Below are 20,777 nucleotides of genomic sequence, written 5' to 3'. Positions count from 1 at the left end.
GGAACATTATGGAATTATGGGCGGGTTTCAGTGGAATGGAGAAGAATTTTCAATCAGATGACCCCATCAGGCATTCATCGTGTGTCCAGATGATGACGTTACTGTGGAACGTCCTGCCTTGTAATGGACGCCTGCAACATGCCCCCTGCCGGTCGGTGGCGACATGTCCGTGACCATCTGAATGCGGGGGCGGATGTCAGGCCGGGACGCGCGATCCGGTCCCCGCAGTCCCTGGGGTACATTTCGACCCCGCCGCAGGCTACAGGGAAAATATGGCCACAACGTGATGATCCGCCGCCCCTGATCATCCCTTTGCGTCATTGCCGTGAAATCTGTGCGCCGCATGCACGGCGTCCTTGACAAATCCCCTGCCCCATCCGCCATGATTGGCGGGACGGGAGATTTGGATCGATCGTCCTGATCGGGGGATAATGTCACGATATGGGGTCTTCATCCTTTATGACATGTGGTTTCGGGTCTTGACCATCCGCACGACACACCCGATGTGTTTGCGCCGCCACGCGGGATTGTCCCGCACGATGTCAAGGAACCCGTTCGCGTGAATGAGATGTCCCCCCTTCCATGCGTTCCCAGCGCGCAGTCCGGTAAACAGGCACGCGGGCTGCATGTCATTACATGGGGCTGTCAGATGAACGTCTATGACAGCGCGCGCATGACCGACGTGCTGCGTCCGCTTGGGTACAAGGCGGTGGACGCGCCCGACGACGCCGACATGATCATCCTCAATACATGTCATATCCGCGACCGCGCGGCGGAAAAGGTGTTTTCCGAACTCGGCCGGCTGCGTCTGGTCAAGGAAGCGCGCGCGCAGGCCGGGCACAACACCGTCCTGGCCGTCGCGGGATGCGTGGCGCAGGCGGAGGGGCGGGAGATACTGGCCCGCGCGCCGTATGTCGACATCGTGCTGGGGCCGCAGACCTATCATCGCCTGCCCGAAATGGTCGCCCGCGCCGCCCGCGCCGCAGGGGCCGTCATCGAGACGGATTTCCCTGTGGAGCAGAAATTCGACTTCCTGCCGCCCGAGCGCGAGGTCCCGGCCGGAGGGGCCGCCTTCCTGACCATTCAGGAAGGATGCGACAAGTTCTGTTCCTTCTGCGTCGTGCCCTATACCCGTGGGGCGGAAGCCAGCCGTCCCGTGGCCGCCGTGCTGGAGGAGGCGCGCAGGCTTGTGGCGCATGGCGTGAAGGAAATCACGCTTCTGGGGCAGAACGTCAACGCCTATCATGGCGAGGGACCGGATGGCGCGATCTGGGGGCTGGCGCGCCTGACGGCGGAACTGGCTGACGGGATCGGGGTCGAACGCATCCGTTACACGACATCGCATCCGCGCGACATGGAAGGCGACCTCATCGCGGCGCATGGCGACCAGCCTGCCCTGATGCCGTTCCTGCACCTGCCGGTGCAGTCCGGGTCGGACCGGGTGCTGGCGGCGATGAACCGGGGACATACCGCGCAGGAATACCGTGACCTGGTGATGCGCCTGCGCGCGGCGCGACCCGACCTTGCCCTGTCATCGGATTTCATCGTCGGCCATCCGGGCGAAACCGAGGATGATTTTGAACAGACGATGCAACTGATCCGCGACGTGGGCTTTGCTCAGGCATACTCGTTCAAATATTCCCCCCGGCCCGGAACCCCGGCGTCGGGCGCGGGCGGACAGGTGCCCGAGGAGGTCAAGGACGCGCGGTTGCAGAAACTTCAGGCGCTGCTGCGTGAACAGCAGGATGCCTTCAACGCGGCGACGGTGGGACAGCGCGTGTCCGTCCTGTTCACCGGCCGGGGTCGCAAGCCGGGACAGGTTTCGGGAAAAAGCCCGTATCTGCAGGCAGTGCATGTCGATGGTCCCGACAGCCTGATCGGTCAGGTGGCGGAAGTCGATATCGTGAAGCTCTACACCAACTCGCTCGGTGGTGTTCTGACAGGGGAGACAGGCAAGGCTTGAGAGAACATGCGGCATCCATGATCCCGTCCCGCCGTCCCGAGGACGGCCGGTCTTCTTCCGTTACCGGCATGCCCCACCCGTCCGGGGGGCATACGGTAACGATGCAGTTCGATGACAATATCCTCCTCGCCCAGCTTGTCGGGGATCATGACCGTCATCTTCTGCATCTTGAGCGCGGGTTCGAGGTGCGTCTGTCATGCCGGGGCAACCGGATCGCCATTACCGGCGGCCCCGAACGGGTGGCGGTGACACAGTCCGCCCTTACCTCCCTTTACCGCAGGCTGCAGGCGGGCCATGCCCTCGACAGCGGAGAGGTGGACGCCGCCATCCGCATGTCGGCCCAGCTTTTTTCCGCCCCGGATTCCCATCAGGATGTCAGATTCATGGCCCCAGCTTCCCCCGTCGCGCGGCAGGAGGCCGCATCCCCCCGCATGGCGGACCTGCCCACCATCATGACGCGCCGTGGCGCGATCGCCCCGCGCTCGGCGGGGCAGGCGCGTTACATGGACATGCTGGCGCGGCAGGAAATGGTGTTCGGCATCGGGCCGGCCGGCACGGGGAAGACCTATCTCGCCGTCGCGCAGGCTGTCGCGATGCTGCAGGCCGGACAGGTGGACCGCATCGTCCTGTCGCGCCCTGCCGTGGAAGCCGGGGAGCGTCTGGGCTTCCTGCCGGGGGACATGAAGGACAAGATCGATCCCTACCTGCGCCCGCTCTATGACGCGCTGCATGACATGATGCCGGGCGATCAGGTCATGCGCCGCATGGCGACGGGCGAGATCGAGGTCGCCCCCCTCGCCTTCATGCGGGGGCGCACGCTGGCCCACAGCTTCGTCATCCTTGACGAGGCGCAGAATACGACATCGGCCCAGATGAAGATGTTCCTTACCCGCATGGGTACCGGCACGCGCATGGTCATCACCGGCGATCTGAGCCAGATCGACCTTCCACGCGGCGTGACATCGGGCCTGCGTGAGGCTGTGGAGACGCTGGAGGGTCTGCCGGGGATCGCCATGACACGGTTTGAATCGCGTGACGTAGTGCGTCACCCGCTGGTTGCGCGTATAGTGGACGCATACGATCAGCGCGCCGAGGCAAGCAGGGAAGCCACGCGCGCCAGATCGCGGCAGGAGAACAATGGAACCGCGAAGTAGAACAGCCCCCCTTCCCGAGGTGGACGGGGCGCATGAAGACAGCAGGGCGACCGGTCCGGATGACGGGCCGGTTCCCCAACCTCCCTTGTGGGAGGACATAGACGTCCGCATCATGGACCGGCGCTGGTATGGCGCGATGCGCGATCCGGCAGCACAGGTCACGCGGGCGGTCATGGCCACGATGCATGACCTTGGCGTGTCGGGACCGGTATCGGTGATCCTTGCCGATGACCGGATGGTGCAACGGCTGAATTACCTTCACCGTGGCAGGAACAGGCCGACAAATGTCCTGACATTCGAATATGCCCCGGCCGGCCCGCAGGGGGGCGCGTGGGGCGGTGATATCATCCTCGCCTTCTCCACGGTCCGGCGCGAGGCCATGGCGGCGGGACGCACGGTGCGCAGCCACATGCTGCACCTGCTGGTCCATGGCGTGCTGCATCTTTCGGGATACGACCACCATCACGCGGGCGATGCACGCGCCATGGAGATGGAAGAGGCGCGCATTCTGGGAAGGATGGGGATTGCCAATCCCTGGAAGCACCGCAGCGGCCGCGCGGATGGAGGCGCACGATGAGCCGCCCTTCATCTTCGGAACCCGGCGATGACACCCCTCCCCCGCGATCTCGGGGGTTCCTGTCCCTGTTCGGCCGGCGACGCAATGAACAGGGCCTGCGCCATTCCATCGCGGCCCTGGTCAAGGAAGCCGACGCGGCGGCGGATGACACGACGGAATCCCCGTCATCGGAACTGGACCGACAGGAACGCGCGCTTCTGGCGAATGTCCTGCGCCTGCGCGGCATTACCGCCGACGACGTCATGATCCCGCGCGCCGATATCGTTGCCATGCCCGTGTCCATCAGCCTTGACGAGGCACTGGCCATGATGCGGCGGGAAAACCATTCGCGCATGCCGGTCTATCGCGACCAGCTCGACGATATCGTCGGCATGATCCACGTAAAGGACCTCATCGCCTATGTCGGCACCAGCGAGGCCTTCAGCATCGAACCCCTGCTGCGCCAGCCCCTCATGGTCGCGCCCCAGCTTCCGGTGCTGGACCTGCTGCTGCAGATGCGGCTTCGGCATGTGCATCTGGCGCTGGTGATCGATGAATATGGCGGCATCGATGGGCTGGTCACCATCGAGGACCTGATCGAAACCATCGTGGGCGACATTTCTGATGAACATGACGAACCCACGGTGGCCATGCTGCAGGAACGCAGCGACGGGACATTCGACGTCGATGCGCGCCTGCCCATCGCCCAGTTCGAATTGCGCACAGGCCCGATTCTGACCCAGGACGAGCGGGAGGCGGAAATTGAAACGGTGGGTGGGCTTGTCTTCCGCCTTGCCGGGCATGTTCCCACCCGTGGCGAGGTCGTGACGCATGAAAGCGGGACCGTATTCCGGATTCTGGATGCCGATGCGCGTCACATCCGCAAACTGCGGGTCCGCCCGGTCGTGGACCCCGTCCCCGACCCGGTGCCAGCGCCGGGGAAGTGAAGGCCGCGCGTCCCCGTCCGGTGCGTCAGCGGCAGGGGCCACGCCATGTCGGCCGCGACTTCGCGCCGACATGGCGTCATTGGCCTTGACGCATCGGGACTTTGACAGTTCTTTGCCTGATCGAGATGCATTTTCCCACCCGGAGGGTCCCCCGCAATGCTTATGAAACGTCGCACACTGCTTGCTTCCGCCGCCCCGGCCCTCCTGCTTGGCACGGGCGTGGCGTCGGTCGCGCACGCGCAGGCCAGTGATCCGCGCCTTGCCATCCGCGCGCTGGGCAACCCGTCGGCCAAGGTGCATGTGGAGGAATGGTTTTCCCTGACATGCACCCATTGCGCCCGCTTTGCCGAGGAAGTCTTCCCCGAGATCCGCAGCAAGCTGATCGATACGGGAAAGGTCTATTACATTTTCCGTGACTTCCCCCTCGACCAGGTCGCGCTGTCGGCCGCGATGATCGCGCGCGCGTTGCCGGGTGAACGGTACGAGGCCTTCGTGCTGGCCCTGCTCGCCAGTCAGGATCGCTGGGCCTTTGGCAAGGATGTCAATCCGCAGGAGGAACTGCGCAAGATGGCGGCTCTGGCCGGCATGTCGGCGGACCAGTTCCAGCAGACGCTGGCCGATGACAAGCTGCGCCATGCAATCATGGACGAGGAAGATCGCGCGCAGGCCCAGTACAAGATCGACGGCACGCCGACCTTCCGCTTCAATGACAAGGAACAGGTGTCGCAGGAACTGACGTACGAGCAGTTCGCCCAGAAGGTCGCGTCCCTTTCCTGATCCCCAAGCCAGCCGGTTCCTTCATGACAGCACGTTTCGCCCGACTTCGCATCGCCGGATTCAAGAGCTTCGCCGATCCGGCCTCCATCGAAATCCTTCCCGGGCTTACGGGAATTGTCGGTCCGAATGGCTGTGGCAAGTCGAATGTGGTGGAGGCCCTGCGCTGGGCCATGGGCGAGACGTCCGCGCGGTCCCTGCGCGGCGGGGAAATGGATGACCTGATTTTCGCCGGCACCGCGGCACGGCCCGCGCGCAATACGGCCGAAGTCACCCTGTCGCTGGAGGGAACGGCGCAGGTCGCGCCGCCGCCTTTTCAGGGGCAGGACGAACTTCAGGTCACCCGCCGTGCCGAACGCGGCGCGGGCAGTGGATACCGCGTCAATGGCAGGGCGATGCGCGCGCGTGACGTGCAGACGCTGTTTGCCGACCTGGCGTCCGGCGCGCGTTCGTCGGCCATGGTCAGCCAGGGACGCGTGTCCGCGCTGGTGAATGCCCGCCCCGAAGAGCGGCGCACCATCCTTGAGGAAGCTGCCGGCATCACCGGGCTGCATGGGCGGCGGCATGAGGCGGAACTGAAATTACGCGCCACCGAAGCCAACCTTGAACGCGCCGAGGACCTGCGTCTGCAGCTGGAGGCGCGGCTGGGCGATCTTCAGGCGCAGGCAACGCAGGCGGCGCGGTATCGCGAACTCTCCCAGGGGTTGAGGGAGAGCGAGACGCTGCTGCTCGCCCTGCTGCACGCGCGGGCACGCAACGCCGTCGTTCAGGCCCGGGATCACCTGCATGCGACACGTCAGGCGCTGATCGCGGCAGAGCAGGAAGCCGAAGACGCAACCATCGCCCAGTTCGAGGCGACGCAGGCGCTGCCGGAACTGCGCACGCAGGCGGATACCCAGCGCAGCCTGCTGGAACGCCACCGGGTCATGGCGGAAAACATCGCAGCCGAGGTCGCGCGCGCCAATGCCGCCGTGGAAGACGCGCATGCCCGCCTGGAACAGTGCCGCGCCGATCACGAGGCCGCCCTTGCGCGTCAGGGCGATGCGCGCGCCATGCTGGAACGGCTGGAAACCGAACAGGCCGAGACGAAGGCCGCCCTTGAGACGCTGCCGCAGCGCAGGACGCAGGCGCGTGACGAACTGGCGCATGCGGAGGCACAGGCCCGTGAATGTGCCGGGGCCCTTGAAAAAGCCAGCGTCATGGCGCGTGAGGCACAGCTGCGCTTTGCCCAGATGGAACAGGCCCGGGCCGAGGCAAACGAACGCCGTGCCCACCTGCAGGCGCGGCATGACGAAATCGCGGCCGAGGTGGCACGGCTGCGGACCGAAATGCCCGGCGAGGAAAAACTCGCGGCGCTGGATGCACAGGTCGCCGCCGCGACGCAGGCCGCGACGCAGGCCCGCACGGACCTTGATGAGGCGATGCAGCTTCATTCCGACGCGGTGCTGAAGGCGAACATCGCGCGCAACGAAGCCGCCGAAACGCGGCGCCAGCATGAACAGGCCGCCCAGGCGCTGGCGCAGGCCACGACGCGTCTGGAAACCCTGCAACGCGATCATGCCGCATTATCCGAGCGCGAGGCACGGGCGCGTGAGGCGCTGGTGCCCGAGGACCATTTCGCGCGGTTGCGGGCCGACGCGGCCGCGTCGGCGGATGCGTTTGCCGCCGCGCGTGAGGCGCTGGAACAGGCCGAAATCGCCCGCGCCGAGACCTCGGCCGCCGAAATCGAGGTCCGGGCCCGGATGGAGCAGGCCACCTCGCGGCGCGATGCGCTGGAACAGGCGACACGTTCCGCCCGCTCCGCCAGCGCCCGCGCGGGGGCGGAGCTTGCCTCGCTGACGGAGGAATCCGCCCGGATCGGGCGCGAGGCCCTGCCGCCGGGAAAACTGGAACAGGCGGTCATGGCGCGCGAAGCCGCCGAGGCGGACCATGCCAGCGCCGAAGAAACCCTGAAGGCGGCGGAACAGGCCATTGTCCGCTGCCGCACCGACAGCGAGGATCAGGCGCGACGTCTGGCTGAACTGGAAACCGCCCTGACCGGCATGGAGGCGGAGGCCGATGGGCTGGCCAAGGCACTGGCGGCGGATGGCGAAGCGGAAGATGGCCGGGACGGACAGGATGTCGCGACCCTGCTTCATATCCCCGAGGGACTGGAAACGGCGCTGGCCGTGGTCCTGTCCGAAGGGCTCGACGCATCGGTTTCATCGGCTGCCGCGCGACGGTGGCGTGACCTGCCGGAACTGGCGCCCCCCGCCTTTCCGGGTGGCGGCGTGCGCCCGCTGGCGACGTTGATCGACGCGCCGGACGCGCTGGGACGTATCCTGGCCTTTGCCGGCCTGATTGACGACACGGCGGATGGCGATGCACTGCAGGGGCAGCTTGCGCCCGGGCAATGTCTGGTGACGCGCAGTGGGGCGCTGTGGCGCTGGGACGGGTATTGCCTGTCGGATACCCTGCCCAGCCGCGCGGCGCTGAAGCTGCGCCAGATCAGCCGCCTGCGCGATATCCGTGCCGGGCAGGAGCGTCTTCGCAATGAACTGCCTGCCCGCAGGCAGGCCGCGCAGGATGCGAAATCGGCGATGGAAGCCGCGACGGCGGCCATGAACGACGCGCGTGGCCAACGCGCCCGTGTGGAGGAGCAACTGGTGCTTCTGCGCCGTCAGGAGGCGGAGCTCAGCCGGCAGGACGCCGCCATTCGCGCGCGGCTCGACACCATTGCGCTGCAACTGGAAAATGCGCGTGGCGCTGATGCGGAAGCACGCCAGACCCTTGAAAGGGCTGAGCAGGAAGAAGCCGCCCTGCCCGCCCCTGCCCTGATGCAGGCGGAAATGGATCGCGCGGCGCAGGCGGCGGCAAAGGCGCGGCAGGATGAAACGGCGGCGCGACAGGCACGCCAGAAGGCGCAGGTCGCACAGGAAACTACCCAGCGTGTCCTGAATGAGGCGATCAACCGCCATGGGGAGGCGGAAACCCGTCTTCAGGCGATCCTGCCCGCGCTGGCGCGCATGGCGCAGGACCTTGAGCAGGCCGGCCAGGACCATGAAAAGGCGCGTGCCTATCAGGCCGCCCTGCCCCCGCAAGAACATGCGGCATCCGCGCAGCAGCAGGCGGAGGCCGCTGCGGAATCTGCAGCGCGTGGCCTGTCCGCCGCGCAGGAAAATCGCGATGTGACGCACAGGACCCTTGAGGCCAGCACGCATGAGCGGACGCAGGCGGGTCATCGCCAGCATGAAATCCAGAGCCTCCTTGACGCACGGGAACCCCGTATCGAGGAGCTGAAACGCGAAGTTTCAGCCGCCACGGAAGTCTGTGACCGTCTCGCCGCCGATCAGGCCGCCCTGCCCGATCCGGAGGTGCTGTCGCGCGAGGTGGAGGAACTGCGGACCCGTCTGGCCGGTACGCGCCAGGCGGAGCAGGAATTGCGTGACCTGCTGGGGCGTCTCGAAACCGAGGAAGCAGCCCTGACGCAGCGCCTCGCTTCCTCCAGCGCTGGGATGGAGGAATGGCGCGGCCGCGTCGCGACCACCTCGCAGGAGGTCACCGTTACGCAGGACCGCCTGCGCACCGCCGGGGAGGAACACGGACGGGTGGCCGTCCAGCCGGAGGAGATCATTCACCGGCGCGAAGCCATTTCCACGGATCTGTCCACGGCGGAACACCGTTACAACCAGTCTGCCGAAGCCCTGAAGACGGCGGAGAATGTCCTGTCCGCAGCGCAGGGCGCGCGCGAAAAGGCGGATGCGGCCATGATCCGCATGCGTGAGGACGTGCTGCGCGCCGAGGGCCGGCAGGAACAGGCCGAGGCCATCCTCGCGCAGCTTCTGGCGGAATCGCAGCCGCCCGCCGGGATTGTCCCCACCGACCTGAGTGAAACGGCCGAGGCCGGCCTGCGGCGCAAGGTCGGTCGTCTTGAGCGTCAGCGTGACGAGCTGGGGCCGGTGAACCTGCGCGCGGAAATCGAAGCGAACGAGGCGCAAGAGCAGATCGGCACCATCATGACGGAACGTGGCGAACTGGAATCCGCCATTGCCCGGCTGCGCGGGACGATCGGGAACCTCAACCGTGAGGGACGCGAGCGCCTGATGGCGGTTTTTTCCCGGATCGATCAGCATTTTCAGGCGCTGTTCACCCGGATGTTCAACGGCGGGCGCGCTCATCTGGGAATGGTCGGGAATGATGATCCGCTGCAGGCGGGCCTCGAAATCTACGCGCAGCCGCCGGGCAAGAAGCTGGCGACGCTGTCGCTGCTGTCGGGGGGGGAGCAGGCGCTGACGGCCCTGTCCCTGATTTTCGCGGTATTCCGCTGCAATCCGGCGCCAATCTGCGTGCTGGACGAAGTGGACGCGCCGCTGGACGATGCGAATGTCGGCAGGTTCTGCGGATTGCTGGGCGACATGGTGGCCGAAGCCGGGACGCGGTTCCTGGTTGTGACGCATCATCAGCTGACGATGGCGCACATGGACCGCCTGTATGGCGTGACCATGCAGGAACGCGGGGTCAGCCGGGTTCTGTCGATCGACCTTGAACGCGCGTCGGAAATGGTCGCGCAGGACAGGGCGAACGCGCCGGAAACCGTATAGCGCCGGCGGCGGGCGTGCCGCCGGCAATCATGAAAAACGGCAGGCCAGCCCGCCCCTGTAATGGGGGCGGGCTGACGTCGTTATCGATCAGGCAGGCAGCATGGAGCCTGTTTCGATAAAGCGCTGATGCCACGACAGGGCTTCGGTCAGCAGGTGCGGCGACTGCTGTCCGAACGATCCCGCGCGGGCGCGCTTGTAATAATCCTGCAGCATCGGGCGATAGTCGGGATGCGCGCAGTTGGCGATGATGACTTCCGCGCGCTGTTTCGGCGACAGGCCACGCAGGTCCGCCAGTCCCTGTTCCGTGACCAGGACCTGCGAATCCTGCGTGATGTGATCGACATGCGACGCCATCGGCACGATTGCGGAAATCTTGCCACCCTTTGCCGTCGAAGGCGTCATGAAGACGGAGATGTAGGCATTGCGGGCGAAATCACCCGATCCGCCGATTCCGTTCTGGATCTTCGACCCCATGATCTGGGTGGAATTGACGTTGCCATAGATGTCGGATTCGATCAGGCCGTTCATCGCGATGCAGCCCAGGCGACGGATCAGGCCGGGATGGTTGCTGATGTCCTGCGGACGCAGGATGATCTTTTTCTGGAATTCCCGCATGCGCTTGTTCAGGGATTCCGCCGCATCGGGGCTGAGGGAGAACGCGGTGGCCGACGCGACGCGCATCTTGCCCGTCTCCAGCATGCCCAGCATGCCGTCCTGGATCACCTCGGTAAACGCGGTCAGGTTTTCAAAGGGACCTTCCTCAAGGCCGCCCATCACGGCATTGGCGACGTTGCCCACGCCGGACTGCAGCGGCAGCAGCGAGGGCGGCAGGCGGCCACGCGATACCTCATGACGGAAGAATTCCATCAGGTGGCCGGCAATGGCCTTCGCCGTGGCGTCGGGGGGGGAGAACGGGGCGTTCCGGTCGGGGGCGTGGGTTTCGACAATCGCCACGATCTTGTCCGGATCGACGCGCAGGAACGTATCGCCGATGCGATCATCCGGGCGGATCAGGGGGATGGGCTGGCGATGCGGCGGCAGGGCCGTGCCGGTCCAGATATCATGCATCCCCTCCAGCGCGCTGTCCTGCCAGCTGTTGACTTCGATGATGACCTGCTTGGCCGTGTCCAGCCAGGTCTTGCTGTTGCCGACGGAAGAGGACGGCACAATGCTGCCATCTTCGCGGATGGCGGTGGCCTCGATGATCGCGGTGTCGATCTGTCCGAAGAATCCGGCCCATGCCATCGGCGCGACATGGCTGAGATGCATGTCGAGATATTCGGTCTCGCCCTTGTTGATGCGCGCGCGCAGCGTCGGGTCCGAGTTGTAGGGCATGCGGAAGGAGATGCCGTTGACCTTGGCCAGCGCGCCATCAAGTTCCGGGCCGGTGGACGCACCCGTCAGAAGACGGATCCGGAAATCGTTCCCCCTCGCGTGTTCACTTTCCATCAGGGCCGCCAGGGCCTCGGGGACCGCCTTTGGGTAGCCTGCCCCGGTAAAGCCGCTGGTACCCACCGTCATTCCGGGCTTGATGAACGACGCGGCCTGTTCAGCGGTCGTGATCTTGGCCCGGAGCGCCGCATTCCGGATTCGGGTATGGTCGATCATGAACTTTCCCTCAAAGTCTTTTTTGTTTGCACCAGCGCATGTATCGCGCCGGGCTGGTTGTCCCTGGTGGCGGCCGGCGCGCGGCGCGGGATTGTCATCCATCCCATGTTCCGCGCGAACCACCTTCACGCATTTCCCTGTGCCGGACCGTTGGATCGGTCCATGCCCTTTCGCTCTCCCTTACAGGATTGTTACGCGGCAGGCGAACGGGAGGAATACGTCCCGGCTTCCCTCCTGATATCTGTTCTCTGTCTTGTTCCATGCGTCACAACAAAAGCGTGTGACACTCGGGCGCCATGTCGGTCGGGGAGTTCACGATTGCTCTAGTTTCCGAACCGGATATAATAATTTGCAACTTTCATATGCGTATTTCGCGGGGCTTGGTCATCCGAAGCATTAATTTCCTGTCGATATGCGGCATCGTGGGAACATGAAACACGGCATCCCTGTGTTTCCCGATGGTGCAAGGAGCGTTATCCTGATGGATAATGTTTCCCATGAACGCCTGTGAGGGCATCCGGTCGGGTATTTCAGTCGGCAGGCGGCGAACGGCCGCCCGCCATAATGCAGGGAGAGGATTTTCGTTTGAGACGTCGATTGCCCTCTCATCATGTCGTTACGGGTGGCGTTTCCCCTGATGCCCCTGCCCGGATGTTTTCTTCCGCCTTCGCCGCCCCCGCCATGCCGCAATACGCGCCCGCCCCCGACAGGGAGGCAATCGCCCGCCTGATCGGGGGGCGTCGCATCCGGATCGTGGGGGACGTGCATGGCGACCTGCACGCCTTCCGGCACGCGGCGGCGACCGACAGGTTCCTGATCCAGCTGGGCGATCTGGTCGATTATGGGCCTGACAGCGTCGGTACCTTCCGCCTGATGCAGCAGCTGATCGATGAACGGCGCGGGCTGTTCGTACTGGGCAATCATGACCGCAAGCTCGCCCGCGCGCTGCATGGGCGCAAGATGCGGCGCGACCCGCCCCTGATGGAAACCCTGACCCAGTTTCTGCTGCCGGAAAACGAGGATGTCCGTCAGCGCGCGCTGGATGACCTTGCCATGGCGCCGGCGTGGATCGTGCTGGGGAAATATGTCTTCGTTCATGGCGGCTTTCACGTCCGCATGCTTGATGAGGCGCCACCGCCCGGCCTGGGAACGGTGACCCCCCTGCTCTCGCGGGCCCTGTTTGGCGAAACGACGGGGCGCATGCAGAAAGACGGCTATCCCGAACGGCGCCTGAACTGGGTCGATCATATCCCCGCGGGCTATACCGTCTATTGCGGACATGACCGGCGTTCGACCGACGGACGGCCGTGGGTGCGCAACGGCCGCAACGGGGGAACCGCCATCTTTACCGACACCGGTGCCGGCAAGGGCGGGCATCTGGCATGGATCGACCTTCCCGCGATCGATATTCCTTTTCCCGCGTCGTGAGCGTTGCGAAAGAAAGTAGAGAGATGACCCACCTGTCCAGTCGGGAGCCCTGACCCATAATGAATGAAACCCCCGTTGCCACGGCGCCGGATGAAGCACGTGATGCGCTGCTGGAACTGCGCCGCAGCATTGATAACATCGATGCCGCGCTGATTTACCTGCTGGCGGAACGTTTTCGCCATACCCAGGCGGTCGGGCGCCTCAAGGCCCGGCATCACATGCCCCCCGCCGATCCGGCGCGCGAGGCACAACAGGTCGCGCGCCTGCGGGCACTGGCGAAAAGCGCCAACCTCGACCCGGATTTCGCTGAAAAATTCCTTGCGTTCATCATACGCGAAGTCATCCGCCATCATGAGGCGATCGCACGTCGCGCCGATGAACGGCCACAGTCCTGATATTTTCCGTCATGTCCGAACCCGATGATGCCTGGCGGCAGGCCGCGCACCGACTGGTCCTGATGCGCCATGCGCAGGCGGCGCCCGCCGGTTTTGGCGATTTTGGCCCGCATGCCGATTTCAGGCGGCCCCTGACGCCGCAGGGACGTTCCGTTGCGCATCTGCGGGGGCGGGAACTGCGTGCTGCCGGGTTTGTTCCCGATCTGGCACTGGTCAGTCCCGCCCTGCGCACGCGCCAGACATGGGAGGAAATGGGATCATTTTTCGGAGATCATTCCCCCGATGTCCAATATGTGAACGCACTTTATGAAACCAGTGCGGACCGTATCCGGGACATGCTGTGGGAAGTGGACGAAAAATACAATAATATCATCGTCTTATCGCACAATCCCGGGATCGGTAACCTGGCGATGGAACTGGCGGGATGTCATGGTTCGGGCCATGTCCCGCCTTCCCTCTCCCTTGGCTTCCCACCTGCCGCGATAGCGTGCTTTTTCAGCGCAATTCCGTGGAATACCGCCCAAAATCACGCCATTACGTTCTATCGCGCCCTGTGTGACTGATGCCTGAGGGGCATGGCTGCCCCGGATTGCCATGAGTGGCATTTCGTCCTTATCTCGATTTCAACGCCTGTCGTCATCCGCATGGAGCCGGCAGGCACATAAAATGCGGGCGGGAACGAAACTGTCGCCAGAACGACAGACTGCCCCAAGGTTGGAGACACGTTTCGCCATGCCGCGACAGCGACGGCGGACGACCAGGAGGAAGTGTTTGATGAGCGAGTCAGGAAAAACCGCGACTATCTCGCTAGGCGAAAAAAGCGCAACGCTGCCGGTTCTGTCCGGCACGCTGGGGCCGGATGTTGTTGATATCCGCAAGCTGCCTGCCCAGGCTGGCGTGTTCACCTTTGATCCCGGATATGGCGAAACGGCGTCGTGCACCAGCAAGATCACCTTTATCGACGGTGAAAAGGGCATTCTGCTGCATCGTGGGTATCCGATCGCGCAGCTGGCGGAAAAGGCCACCTTCATGGAGGTCGCCTATCTCCTCCTGAACGGGGAGCTTCCGGACCAGAAGGCTTATGATGCGTTTGTAACCGATATCAAGCATCATACCCTGCTGCATGAACAGATCCGTAACTTCTTCAACGGGTTCCGTCGTGACGCGCATCCGATGGCCATCCTGTGTGGCACCGTTGGCGCGCTGTCGTCCTTCTATCATGACGGGATCGACATCTCGAATGCCGCCAGCCGCAACCTGTCGGCCATGCGTATTATCGCCAAGATCCCGACCATCGCGGCATGGGCCTACCGCTATACGCAGGGTGATACGTTCATCTATCCGCGCAATGACCTGTCCTATGCCGAGAACTTCCTGTCCATGATGTTCGCGGTTCCCAGCGAACCGTACAAGATCAATCCGGTTCTGGCCCGCGCCATGGACCGCATCCTGATCCTGCATGCCGATCATGAGCAGAATGCCTCCACCTCGACGGTGCGGCTGGCCGGGTCCACGGGCGCCAATCCGTTCGCGTGCATTTCCGCTGGCATCGCGGCCCTGTGGGGACCCGCGCATGGTGGCGCGAACGAAGCCGTGCTGAAGATGCTGGCCTCCATCGGGCACAAGGACAACATCCCCGACTTCATCGCCAAGGTGAAGGACAAGAGCAGCGGCGTGCGGCTGATGGGCTTTGGCCATCGCGTGTACAAGAACTTCGATCCGCGTGCCAAGATCATGCAGGCGACCTGTCACGAGGTTCTGGGCGAACTGGGGATCAAGGACGATCCGTTGCTGGACCTGGCGATCGAGCTGGAAAAGATCGCGATCCATGACGAATATTTCGTCAAGCGCAGCCTGTATCCCAATGTCGATTTCTATTCCGGCATCATCCTCAAGGCGATGGGCATTCCCACCAGCATGTTCACCGTGCTGTTCGCGGTCGCGCGCACGACGGGCTGGATCAGCCAGTGGAAGGAAATGATCGAGGAACCCGGCCAGCGTATCGGTCGTCCCCGTCAGCTGTATGTCGGATCGCCGCAGCGCGATTTCGTCCCCTTCTCCGAACGCCCCTGATATCGCGCGTTCCCCGGCCCGGAAATGGGCCGGGGAGTTGCGACGGTCATGAGGTGGTCAATGAAAAAGGGCCTTTCCCGCCATATGGGAAAGGCCCTTTTCAGTATGCATGCAGGTATGGAAATTACTGGCCCCTGCCCTTCTGTGTGGCGGCCCGTTCCGCTGCCACACGTTCTGGCAATGCCGGATGCCTCAGCCGCAGTCGCAGCCGGCGGTGGGGCCCTGCTTGTGATGGACGACATGATGGTCGATCCATTCGGACACCAGGCGTCGTGCTTCGTTCAGCGATGCTTCGGGATGGTGAATGCGATACAACGTCGTACAGGCGTGAAAGGCGGACACATCAGTTGTCCCGACCTGACGCAGTTCCTGATAGGCGGTAACAACGGCCCGTTCACAATTGCGAACGATATGGCTTGTTTCAGAACCCACGATAAGACACCACCCGAAAATGAGAATTATTATTAACTGACGGAAGTTTAATGGATAACCCTGCCACAAATCAATAGAACTCTTCTTTCCCGGTTTCAAATTCATGTTTTGTCAGGAAAATGCAGGCGGGGGAGCAGAATGTTCCAGTGACGCGCGCTAATTATGGATTTTCCAAGCCTTTCCCGGTAAGCGTCTTTGCAATATTTTACATTCATTGGTCCGGAGGCAGGGTAAATGCACGACGCAACAGGAAATGGCGCAGGTCTTTCAACCGGTTCGACCGCATGGGATCGGGATGCGGCGCTGACAACGGCGCGTCTGCTGCTGGAAATCAAGGCCGTCAATTTCCGTCCTGACGAACCCTATACCCTGACGTCCGGCTGGAAATCGCCTGTCTATATCGACTGTCGCCGGATCATTTTCTTCCCTCGTGCCCGCCAGAAGATCATGGAACTGGGGGTCGAGAAGATCGGTCGCCATGTCGGGTATGAAAGCATCGATGCGGTGGTTGGCGGGGAAACGGCGGGGATTCCCTTCGCGGCGTGGATTGCCGACCGCATGATGGCGCCGATGGCCTATGTGCGCAAGAAACCCAAGGGCTTTGGCCGCAATGCCCAGATCGAGGGCGATGTGCCGGAAAACATGCGTACCCTTCTGGTCGAAGATCTGACGACAGACGGATCGTCGAAGGTGCGTTTCGCCCAGGCCCTGCGTGATGCCGGCGCCATCGTGGACCATACCTTCGTTGTCTTTTTCTATGGTGTCTTCCCCGGCGCGTACCAGACGCTGGCCGACATGAATATTACCCTGCATGCCCTGTGCACATGGTGGGATATTCTGGAAGCCTGTGCGGGGAAGCCCTATTTCTCTGAAAAGGACGCGACGGAGGTCAGGCGCTTCCTTGAAAACCCCTGTGCGTGGTCCGCAAAACATGGCGGCGTTGCCAGCGCCGAGGAAGCCCTGGCCCGCAAGGTGGCGGCGGACAAGGCCTCCTGAACTTACGGCGTGACCGGTGGTACGGATCCTGGCTTTTGACTCGGGGATTGGCGGTCTGGGAATCGTAAGGTGTCTCAGGAACGAAATCCCCGATGCCTGTATCGATTATCTCGCGGATACGGCTGTCTTTCCCTATGGGGAGCAGCCGGATGATTTCCTGGTCAGCCATATCGTGGCACTTGTGGGATGCGCCATGGAGCGGTTACGGCCGGATCTGGTGGTCATCGCCTGCAACACCGCCAGCACGCTTGCGCTGGATGCGTTGCGCGCGCGCTACAGCCTGCTGCCCTTCGTGGGATGTGTCCCGCCCATCAAATGGGCGGCCGACCTGACACGCAGCGGTACGATCGGCCTGCTGGCGACACGGGCGACCGTAAGCCGTCCCTACCTGCGCATGTTGCAGGCGCGCTTTGCCCCTGATCGCAGGCTTGTCGCCTATGGGGCCCGCAATCTCGCGGATCTGGCTGAACTGGCATTCCGGGGCCGACCGGTTTCCGATCATGCCGTCCTGGCGGAGATGGAGGGACTGTTTTCCCAGCCGGGGGGCGACGCCATTGATGTCGTGGGACTGGGATGCACCCACTACACCTTCCTGCTGGACCGCTTTCGACGATTGGGACGGCCGGGCATCAGATGGATTGATCCGGCGGAAGCGGTATCCCGGCAGGCGGCAAGGCTGAGCCGCGATATCGGAAATACGGAAACAGCCTTTCCCCATCATGGCGAGGCTTTCTTTACCGCCCTGCCCGATGATGTGTCGGCCCTGATGCCCGGGCTGCGGCGCATGGGATACGCGGCGGTCCGTCCCTTTGCGGAACGGACCTGAAAACCGGGGCCCGCCCTTTAGCGCAGGCGGCTGACGGTATAGGAAGCCGTATCCTGCAGCAGCTGCTTCAGGCGCGATGGCGGGAAGATGTCCAGCGCCTCTGACGCCGCGGTGGCATAGCGCGTGGCATGGTCGAGCGTGACGCCAATGGCGTTCGTCCGCGCGATCAGGTCAAAGGCATGTTCCAGATCGCCGGGTTTCTGATCGCTTTCTTCAATGACGCGTCGCCAGAAGGCCCTGTCTTCCTCATTGCCCGCGGCATAGGCGGTCAGGACCGGCAGGGTGATTTTGCCTTCGCGGAAATCATCGCCGATCGTCTTGCCCAATGTGGCCTGATCGGCCGCGTAATCCAGCGCGTCATCCACCAGCTGGAATGCCATGCCCAGATTGGTGCCGTAGGAATCAAGCGCCTCTTCCGCCTTCAGCGGCTGGTCCGCGACCACGGCGCCGACACGGCAGGCGGCGGCGAACAGGGCCGCCGTCTTGCCGTGAATGACTTCCAGATATTTTTCCACATTGGTCGAAAGGTCATTCTGCGTGGACATCTGCAGCACCTCCCCTTCTGCGATGGTCGCGGAGGCAGAGGAGAGGATGTTCATGACCTTCAGGGAACCATCGTCCGTCATCAGCTGGAATGACCGCGCGAACAGGAAATCACCCACCAGGACGGATGCCTTGTTGCCGAAAATGGCATTGGCGCTGGCCAGCCCGCGTCGCAGGGTGCTTTCATCCACGACGTCGTCATGCAGCAGGGTCGCGGTATGGATGAACTCCACGCACGCCGCCAGCGCGACGTGACGCTGGTGCGTGGCATCGGATTTGTATCCACACAGTCGCGCCGACGCCAGTGTCAGCAACGGACGCAGCCGCTTTCCCCCCGCCGCAACGAGATGCGCGGCGAGCTGCGGGATCAGCGCGACAGGACTGTCCATGCGCTCCACGATCGCGCGATTGCACGCTGCCATGTCATCGGCGAGATATTCCGCCAGGTCGCGCAGGGCAACCTCAGATCCGTCTGCCATCGGGCGTCGGGCCCCTTTGTCTTTCTGACTTGCCGTTCTGTCGGTTTCCGGCAGAGTAACTGCTAGGCCCAAAAGGTTATTCTCCCGGTTCCGAAGGTTCGATGTATCAGAGTATATGAGCGGCGCCGGAAAGCCGGTCAAGCCGGAGGACGAAACCGAATGCTCAATGCGCACGTATGACGGTGGTCTCGCGCATGGATACGATGCCCGTAGTGACACAGGGAACGCTCCTTGACGGGCGGATCCATTACAAACAGTTTCGTGATGGCAACCGCACGGGGCTGGAGCCCGTCCTGATGGCCGCATGTGTGCCCGCCCGACGCGGGGACTGCGTCGTGGAGGGCGGCTGTGGCGCGGGTGCGGGACTGATGTGTCTGGCATCGCGGGTGCCGGCGATCGCGGGCATCGGCCTGGAATGCGATTCCCCCACCGTGGCGCTGGCGCAGGCCAACCTGAGGGAGAATGGATTCGATTCGATTCGAATCCTGCATGCGACCCTTCCGCTCATGCCCGATGACAGCCTGCTGAGTGGTCCGGCCATCCGTCGGATCGACCATGCCTTTGCCAATCCCCCATGGCATGACCATGCCAGTACCTCCTCCCCCGTGGGGCGCCGGGACATGGCGCGGCGGCTGCCCAGGGCGGATCTGGCAAAATGGGTCGGCAGCCTGTCGGCGCAGCTGCGTCATCACGGCACGCTGACGCTTGCCCTTCCGGCGCGTCTGCTCGATCACGCGATCAGCGCCATGGATGACAGCCGGCTGGGCGATATTACGGTCTTCCCCTGCTGGCCCCGTCAGGGTGTTGCGGCAAAGATCGTCCTGCTTCGCGGGCGCATGGCATCCCGCGCCCCTGCCCGGCTGCTGCCGGGCATCGTGCTGCATCACGCGGATGGTGCCTTTACCGATGAAGCGCGCGCCATCCTGCGCGACGGGCAGGCATTGCTGCCCTGACGCGATGTCGTGTCAGCTGAAGGCTTCGTCCCACGTGCCGGCCGTGGCCGCGCGGCTGTATTCGGTGGAACGGTTTTCGAAGAAGTTGGCATGCTCCACCGCATTGACCATCTCGTCCACCCAAGGCAGCGGGTTGGTGGCGATGTCATACAGCCCGTCCAGGCCCAGTTGTCCCAGCCTGCGATTGGCGACAAAGCGGATATACTGCTTGACCTGATCCGCATCGAGCCCTTCGACAGCCCCCATTTCGAACGCCAGGTCGATGAAGGCGTCTTCGTGTTCCACGATATCGCGGCAGATCTGGCGGATGTCGTCCTGCAGCCTGTCCGTCCAGATTTCGGGGTTTTCCTGGATGAAGACCCGAAATAGCCGCGCCATCGAGATGCAGTGCAGCGTTTCATCGCGCACCGACCACGAAACGATCTGCCCCATGCCCTTGAGCTTGTTGAAACGTGGGAAATTCAGAAGGATCGCGAACGAGGCGAAAAGCTGCAGTCCCTCGGTAAACGCGCCGAAAGCCGCCAGCGTGCGGGCGATTTCGTATTTGTTCGTGACCGAGAATTTCTGCATGTAGTCATATTTGTCCTTCATTTCCTTGTATTTCAGAAATGCGGAATATTCGGCTTCGGGCATGCCGATCGTATCAAGCAGATGGCTGTAGGCCGCGATATGGATCGTCTCGATATTGGAAAACGCCGACAGCATCATCAGCACTTCGGTCGGTTTGAAGACCTGGCTGTAATGCTTCATGTAGCAGTTGTTCACTTCCACGTCGGACTGCGTGAAGAAGCGGAAAATCTGCGTGACCAGATGGCGTTCGCTTTCCGTCAGGCTGCGATGCCAGTCCTTGACGTCATCGGCCAGCGGCACCTCTTCGGGCAGCCAGTGGACCTGCTGCTGCGTCAGCCACGCATCATATGCCCAGGGGTAGCGGAAGGGCTTGTAAACCGGGTTCGCGGTCAGCAGGTCGAAATGCTGCTCGGCCTGGATGCCCGGGCCGGATGATGTATCGCTCATGGTGCTCACCCTATCTGAAGCCAAATAGGTTCACCGCTTATCGATTAGAGTAG

17 protein-coding genes are annotated in these 20,777 nt (G+C 63.3%); 13 read left to right on the top strand and 4 right to left on the bottom strand.

The window, feature by feature from the left end; all coding sequences use genetic code 11:
* Positions 1-568 precede the first annotated feature (568 nt).
* The 6 genes from miaB (at position 569) to CFR71_RS07535 (ending at position 9,974) form a co-directional block, all read left to right on the top strand.
* The gene (gene miaB / locus CFR71_RS07560) at positions 569-1,963 is read left to right on the top strand and encodes a tRNA (N6-isopentenyl adenosine(37)-C2)-methylthiotransferase MiaB (protein ID WP_110529588.1); all 1,395 of its coding nucleotides are present in this window, start codon (positions 569-571) and stop codon (positions 1,961-1,963) included.
* Positions 1,964-1,980: 17 nt separating this feature from the next.
* Positions 1,981-3,117 (top strand): PhoH family protein, encoded by a 1,137-nt coding sequence (locus CFR71_RS07555; protein ID WP_206059791.1) that lies wholly within the window; start codon positions 1,981-1,983, stop codon positions 3,115-3,117.
* A complete protein-coding gene (gene ybeY / locus CFR71_RS07550) occupies positions 3,101-3,694 on the top strand; it encodes an rRNA maturation RNase YbeY (protein WP_110529479.1) in 594 nt (197 codons plus the stop codon). The genes CFR71_RS07555 and ybeY overlap by 17 nt, the downstream gene beginning before the upstream one ends.
* Positions 3,691-4,620 (top strand): hemolysin family protein, encoded by a 930-nt coding sequence (locus tag CFR71_RS07545; protein WP_110529476.1) that lies wholly within the window; start codon positions 3,691-3,693, stop codon positions 4,618-4,620. The genes ybeY and CFR71_RS07545 overlap by 4 nt, the downstream gene beginning before the upstream one ends.
* A gap of 156 nt (positions 4,621-4,776) precedes the next feature.
* Positions 4,777-5,397: a thioredoxin domain-containing protein gene (locus CFR71_RS07540; protein WP_110529473.1), complete on the top strand. Its 621-nt coding sequence runs from the start codon at positions 4,777-4,779 to the stop codon at positions 5,395-5,397.
* 23 nt (positions 5,398-5,420) lie between these two features.
* Positions 5,421-9,974 carry an AAA family ATPase gene (locus CFR71_RS07535; protein WP_110529470.1) on the top strand — a complete coding sequence of 1,518 codons (4,554 nt, stop codon included), beginning with the start codon at positions 5,421-5,423 and terminating at the stop codon, positions 9,972-9,974.
* An 87-nt stretch (positions 9,975-10,061) separates the two neighbouring features.
* Here the strand turns inward: CFR71_RS07535 and CFR71_RS07530 are convergent, their stop codons facing one another.
* Positions 10,062-11,582: an acetyl-CoA hydrolase/transferase family protein gene (locus CFR71_RS07530; RefSeq protein ID WP_110529582.1), complete on the bottom strand. Its 1,521-nt coding sequence runs from the start codon at positions 11,580-11,582 to the stop codon at positions 10,062-10,064.
* Between the two features lie 681 nt (positions 11,583-12,263).
* Between CFR71_RS07530 and CFR71_RS07525 the strand changes: the two genes are divergently transcribed.
* The 4 genes from CFR71_RS07525 to gltA all read left to right on the top strand — a co-directional run bounded on the left by CFR71_RS07525 (position 12,264) and on the right by gltA (position 15,478).
* Positions 12,264-13,010, top strand: coding sequence for a metallophosphoesterase (locus CFR71_RS07525; protein WP_110529579.1), 747 nt, complete (start codon positions 12,264-12,266; stop codon positions 13,008-13,010).
* Between the two features lie 59 nt (positions 13,011-13,069).
* The gene (locus CFR71_RS07520; protein ID WP_110529467.1) at positions 13,070-13,405 is read left to right on the top strand and encodes a chorismate mutase; all 336 of its coding nucleotides are present in this window, start codon (positions 13,070-13,072) and stop codon (positions 13,403-13,405) included.
* Between the two features lie 11 nt (positions 13,406-13,416).
* A complete protein-coding gene (locus CFR71_RS07515) occupies positions 13,417-13,968 on the top strand; it encodes a SixA phosphatase family protein (protein ID WP_110529464.1) in 552 nt (183 codons plus the stop codon).
* A 211-nt stretch (positions 13,969-14,179) separates the two neighbouring features.
* Positions 14,180-15,478 (top strand): citrate synthase, encoded by a 1,299-nt coding sequence (gltA, locus tag CFR71_RS07510; RefSeq protein WP_110529461.1) that lies wholly within the window; start codon positions 14,180-14,182, stop codon positions 15,476-15,478.
* Positions 15,479-15,670: 192 nt separating this feature from the next.
* Here gltA and CFR71_RS07505 read toward each other — a convergent pair whose 3' ends face one another.
* The gene (locus tag CFR71_RS07505; protein ID WP_110529458.1) at positions 15,671-15,910 is read right to left on the bottom strand and encodes a hypothetical protein; all 240 of its coding nucleotides are present in this window, start codon (positions 15,908-15,910) and stop codon (positions 15,671-15,673) included.
* A 234-nt stretch (positions 15,911-16,144) separates the two neighbouring features.
* On the opposite strand from CFR71_RS07505, the gene CFR71_RS07500 reads away from it, so the two are divergent.
* A complete protein-coding gene (locus tag CFR71_RS07500; RefSeq protein WP_110529455.1) occupies positions 16,145-16,906 on the top strand; it encodes an orotate phosphoribosyltransferase in 762 nt (253 codons plus the stop codon).
* A gap of 16 nt (positions 16,907-16,922) precedes the next feature.
* Positions 16,923-17,732 carry a glutamate racemase gene (locus CFR71_RS07495; protein WP_110529452.1) on the top strand — a complete coding sequence of 270 codons (810 nt, stop codon included), beginning with the start codon at positions 16,923-16,925 and terminating at the stop codon, positions 17,730-17,732.
* A gap of 17 nt (positions 17,733-17,749) precedes the next feature.
* Here the strand turns inward: CFR71_RS07495 and CFR71_RS07490 are convergent, their stop codons facing one another.
* Positions 17,750-18,754 (bottom strand): polyprenyl synthetase family protein, encoded by a 1,005-nt coding sequence (locus tag CFR71_RS07490; protein ID WP_110529449.1) that lies wholly within the window; start codon positions 18,752-18,754, stop codon positions 17,750-17,752.
* Positions 18,755-18,948: 194 nt separating this feature from the next.
* On the opposite strand from CFR71_RS07490, the gene CFR71_RS07485 reads away from it, so the two are divergent.
* Positions 18,949-19,707 carry a tRNA1(Val) (adenine(37)-N6)-methyltransferase gene (locus tag CFR71_RS07485; protein WP_239020301.1) on the top strand — a complete coding sequence of 253 codons (759 nt, stop codon included), beginning with the start codon at positions 18,949-18,951 and terminating at the stop codon, positions 19,705-19,707.
* 12 nt (positions 19,708-19,719) lie between these two features.
* On the opposite strand, the gene CFR71_RS07480 is transcribed toward CFR71_RS07485, so the two are convergent.
* Positions 19,720-20,724 carry a ribonucleotide-diphosphate reductase subunit beta gene (locus CFR71_RS07480; protein ID WP_110529443.1) on the bottom strand — a complete coding sequence of 335 codons (1,005 nt, stop codon included), beginning with the start codon at positions 20,722-20,724 and terminating at the stop codon, positions 19,720-19,722.
* Positions 20,725-20,777 lie beyond the last annotated feature (53 nt).

The sequence above is a fragment of the Novacetimonas pomaceti genome (assembly GCF_003207955.1).
GTDB lineage: Bacteria > Pseudomonadota > Alphaproteobacteria > Acetobacterales > Acetobacteraceae > Novacetimonas > Novacetimonas pomaceti.
This window is presented reverse-complemented; position numbering and strand designations above follow the sequence as displayed.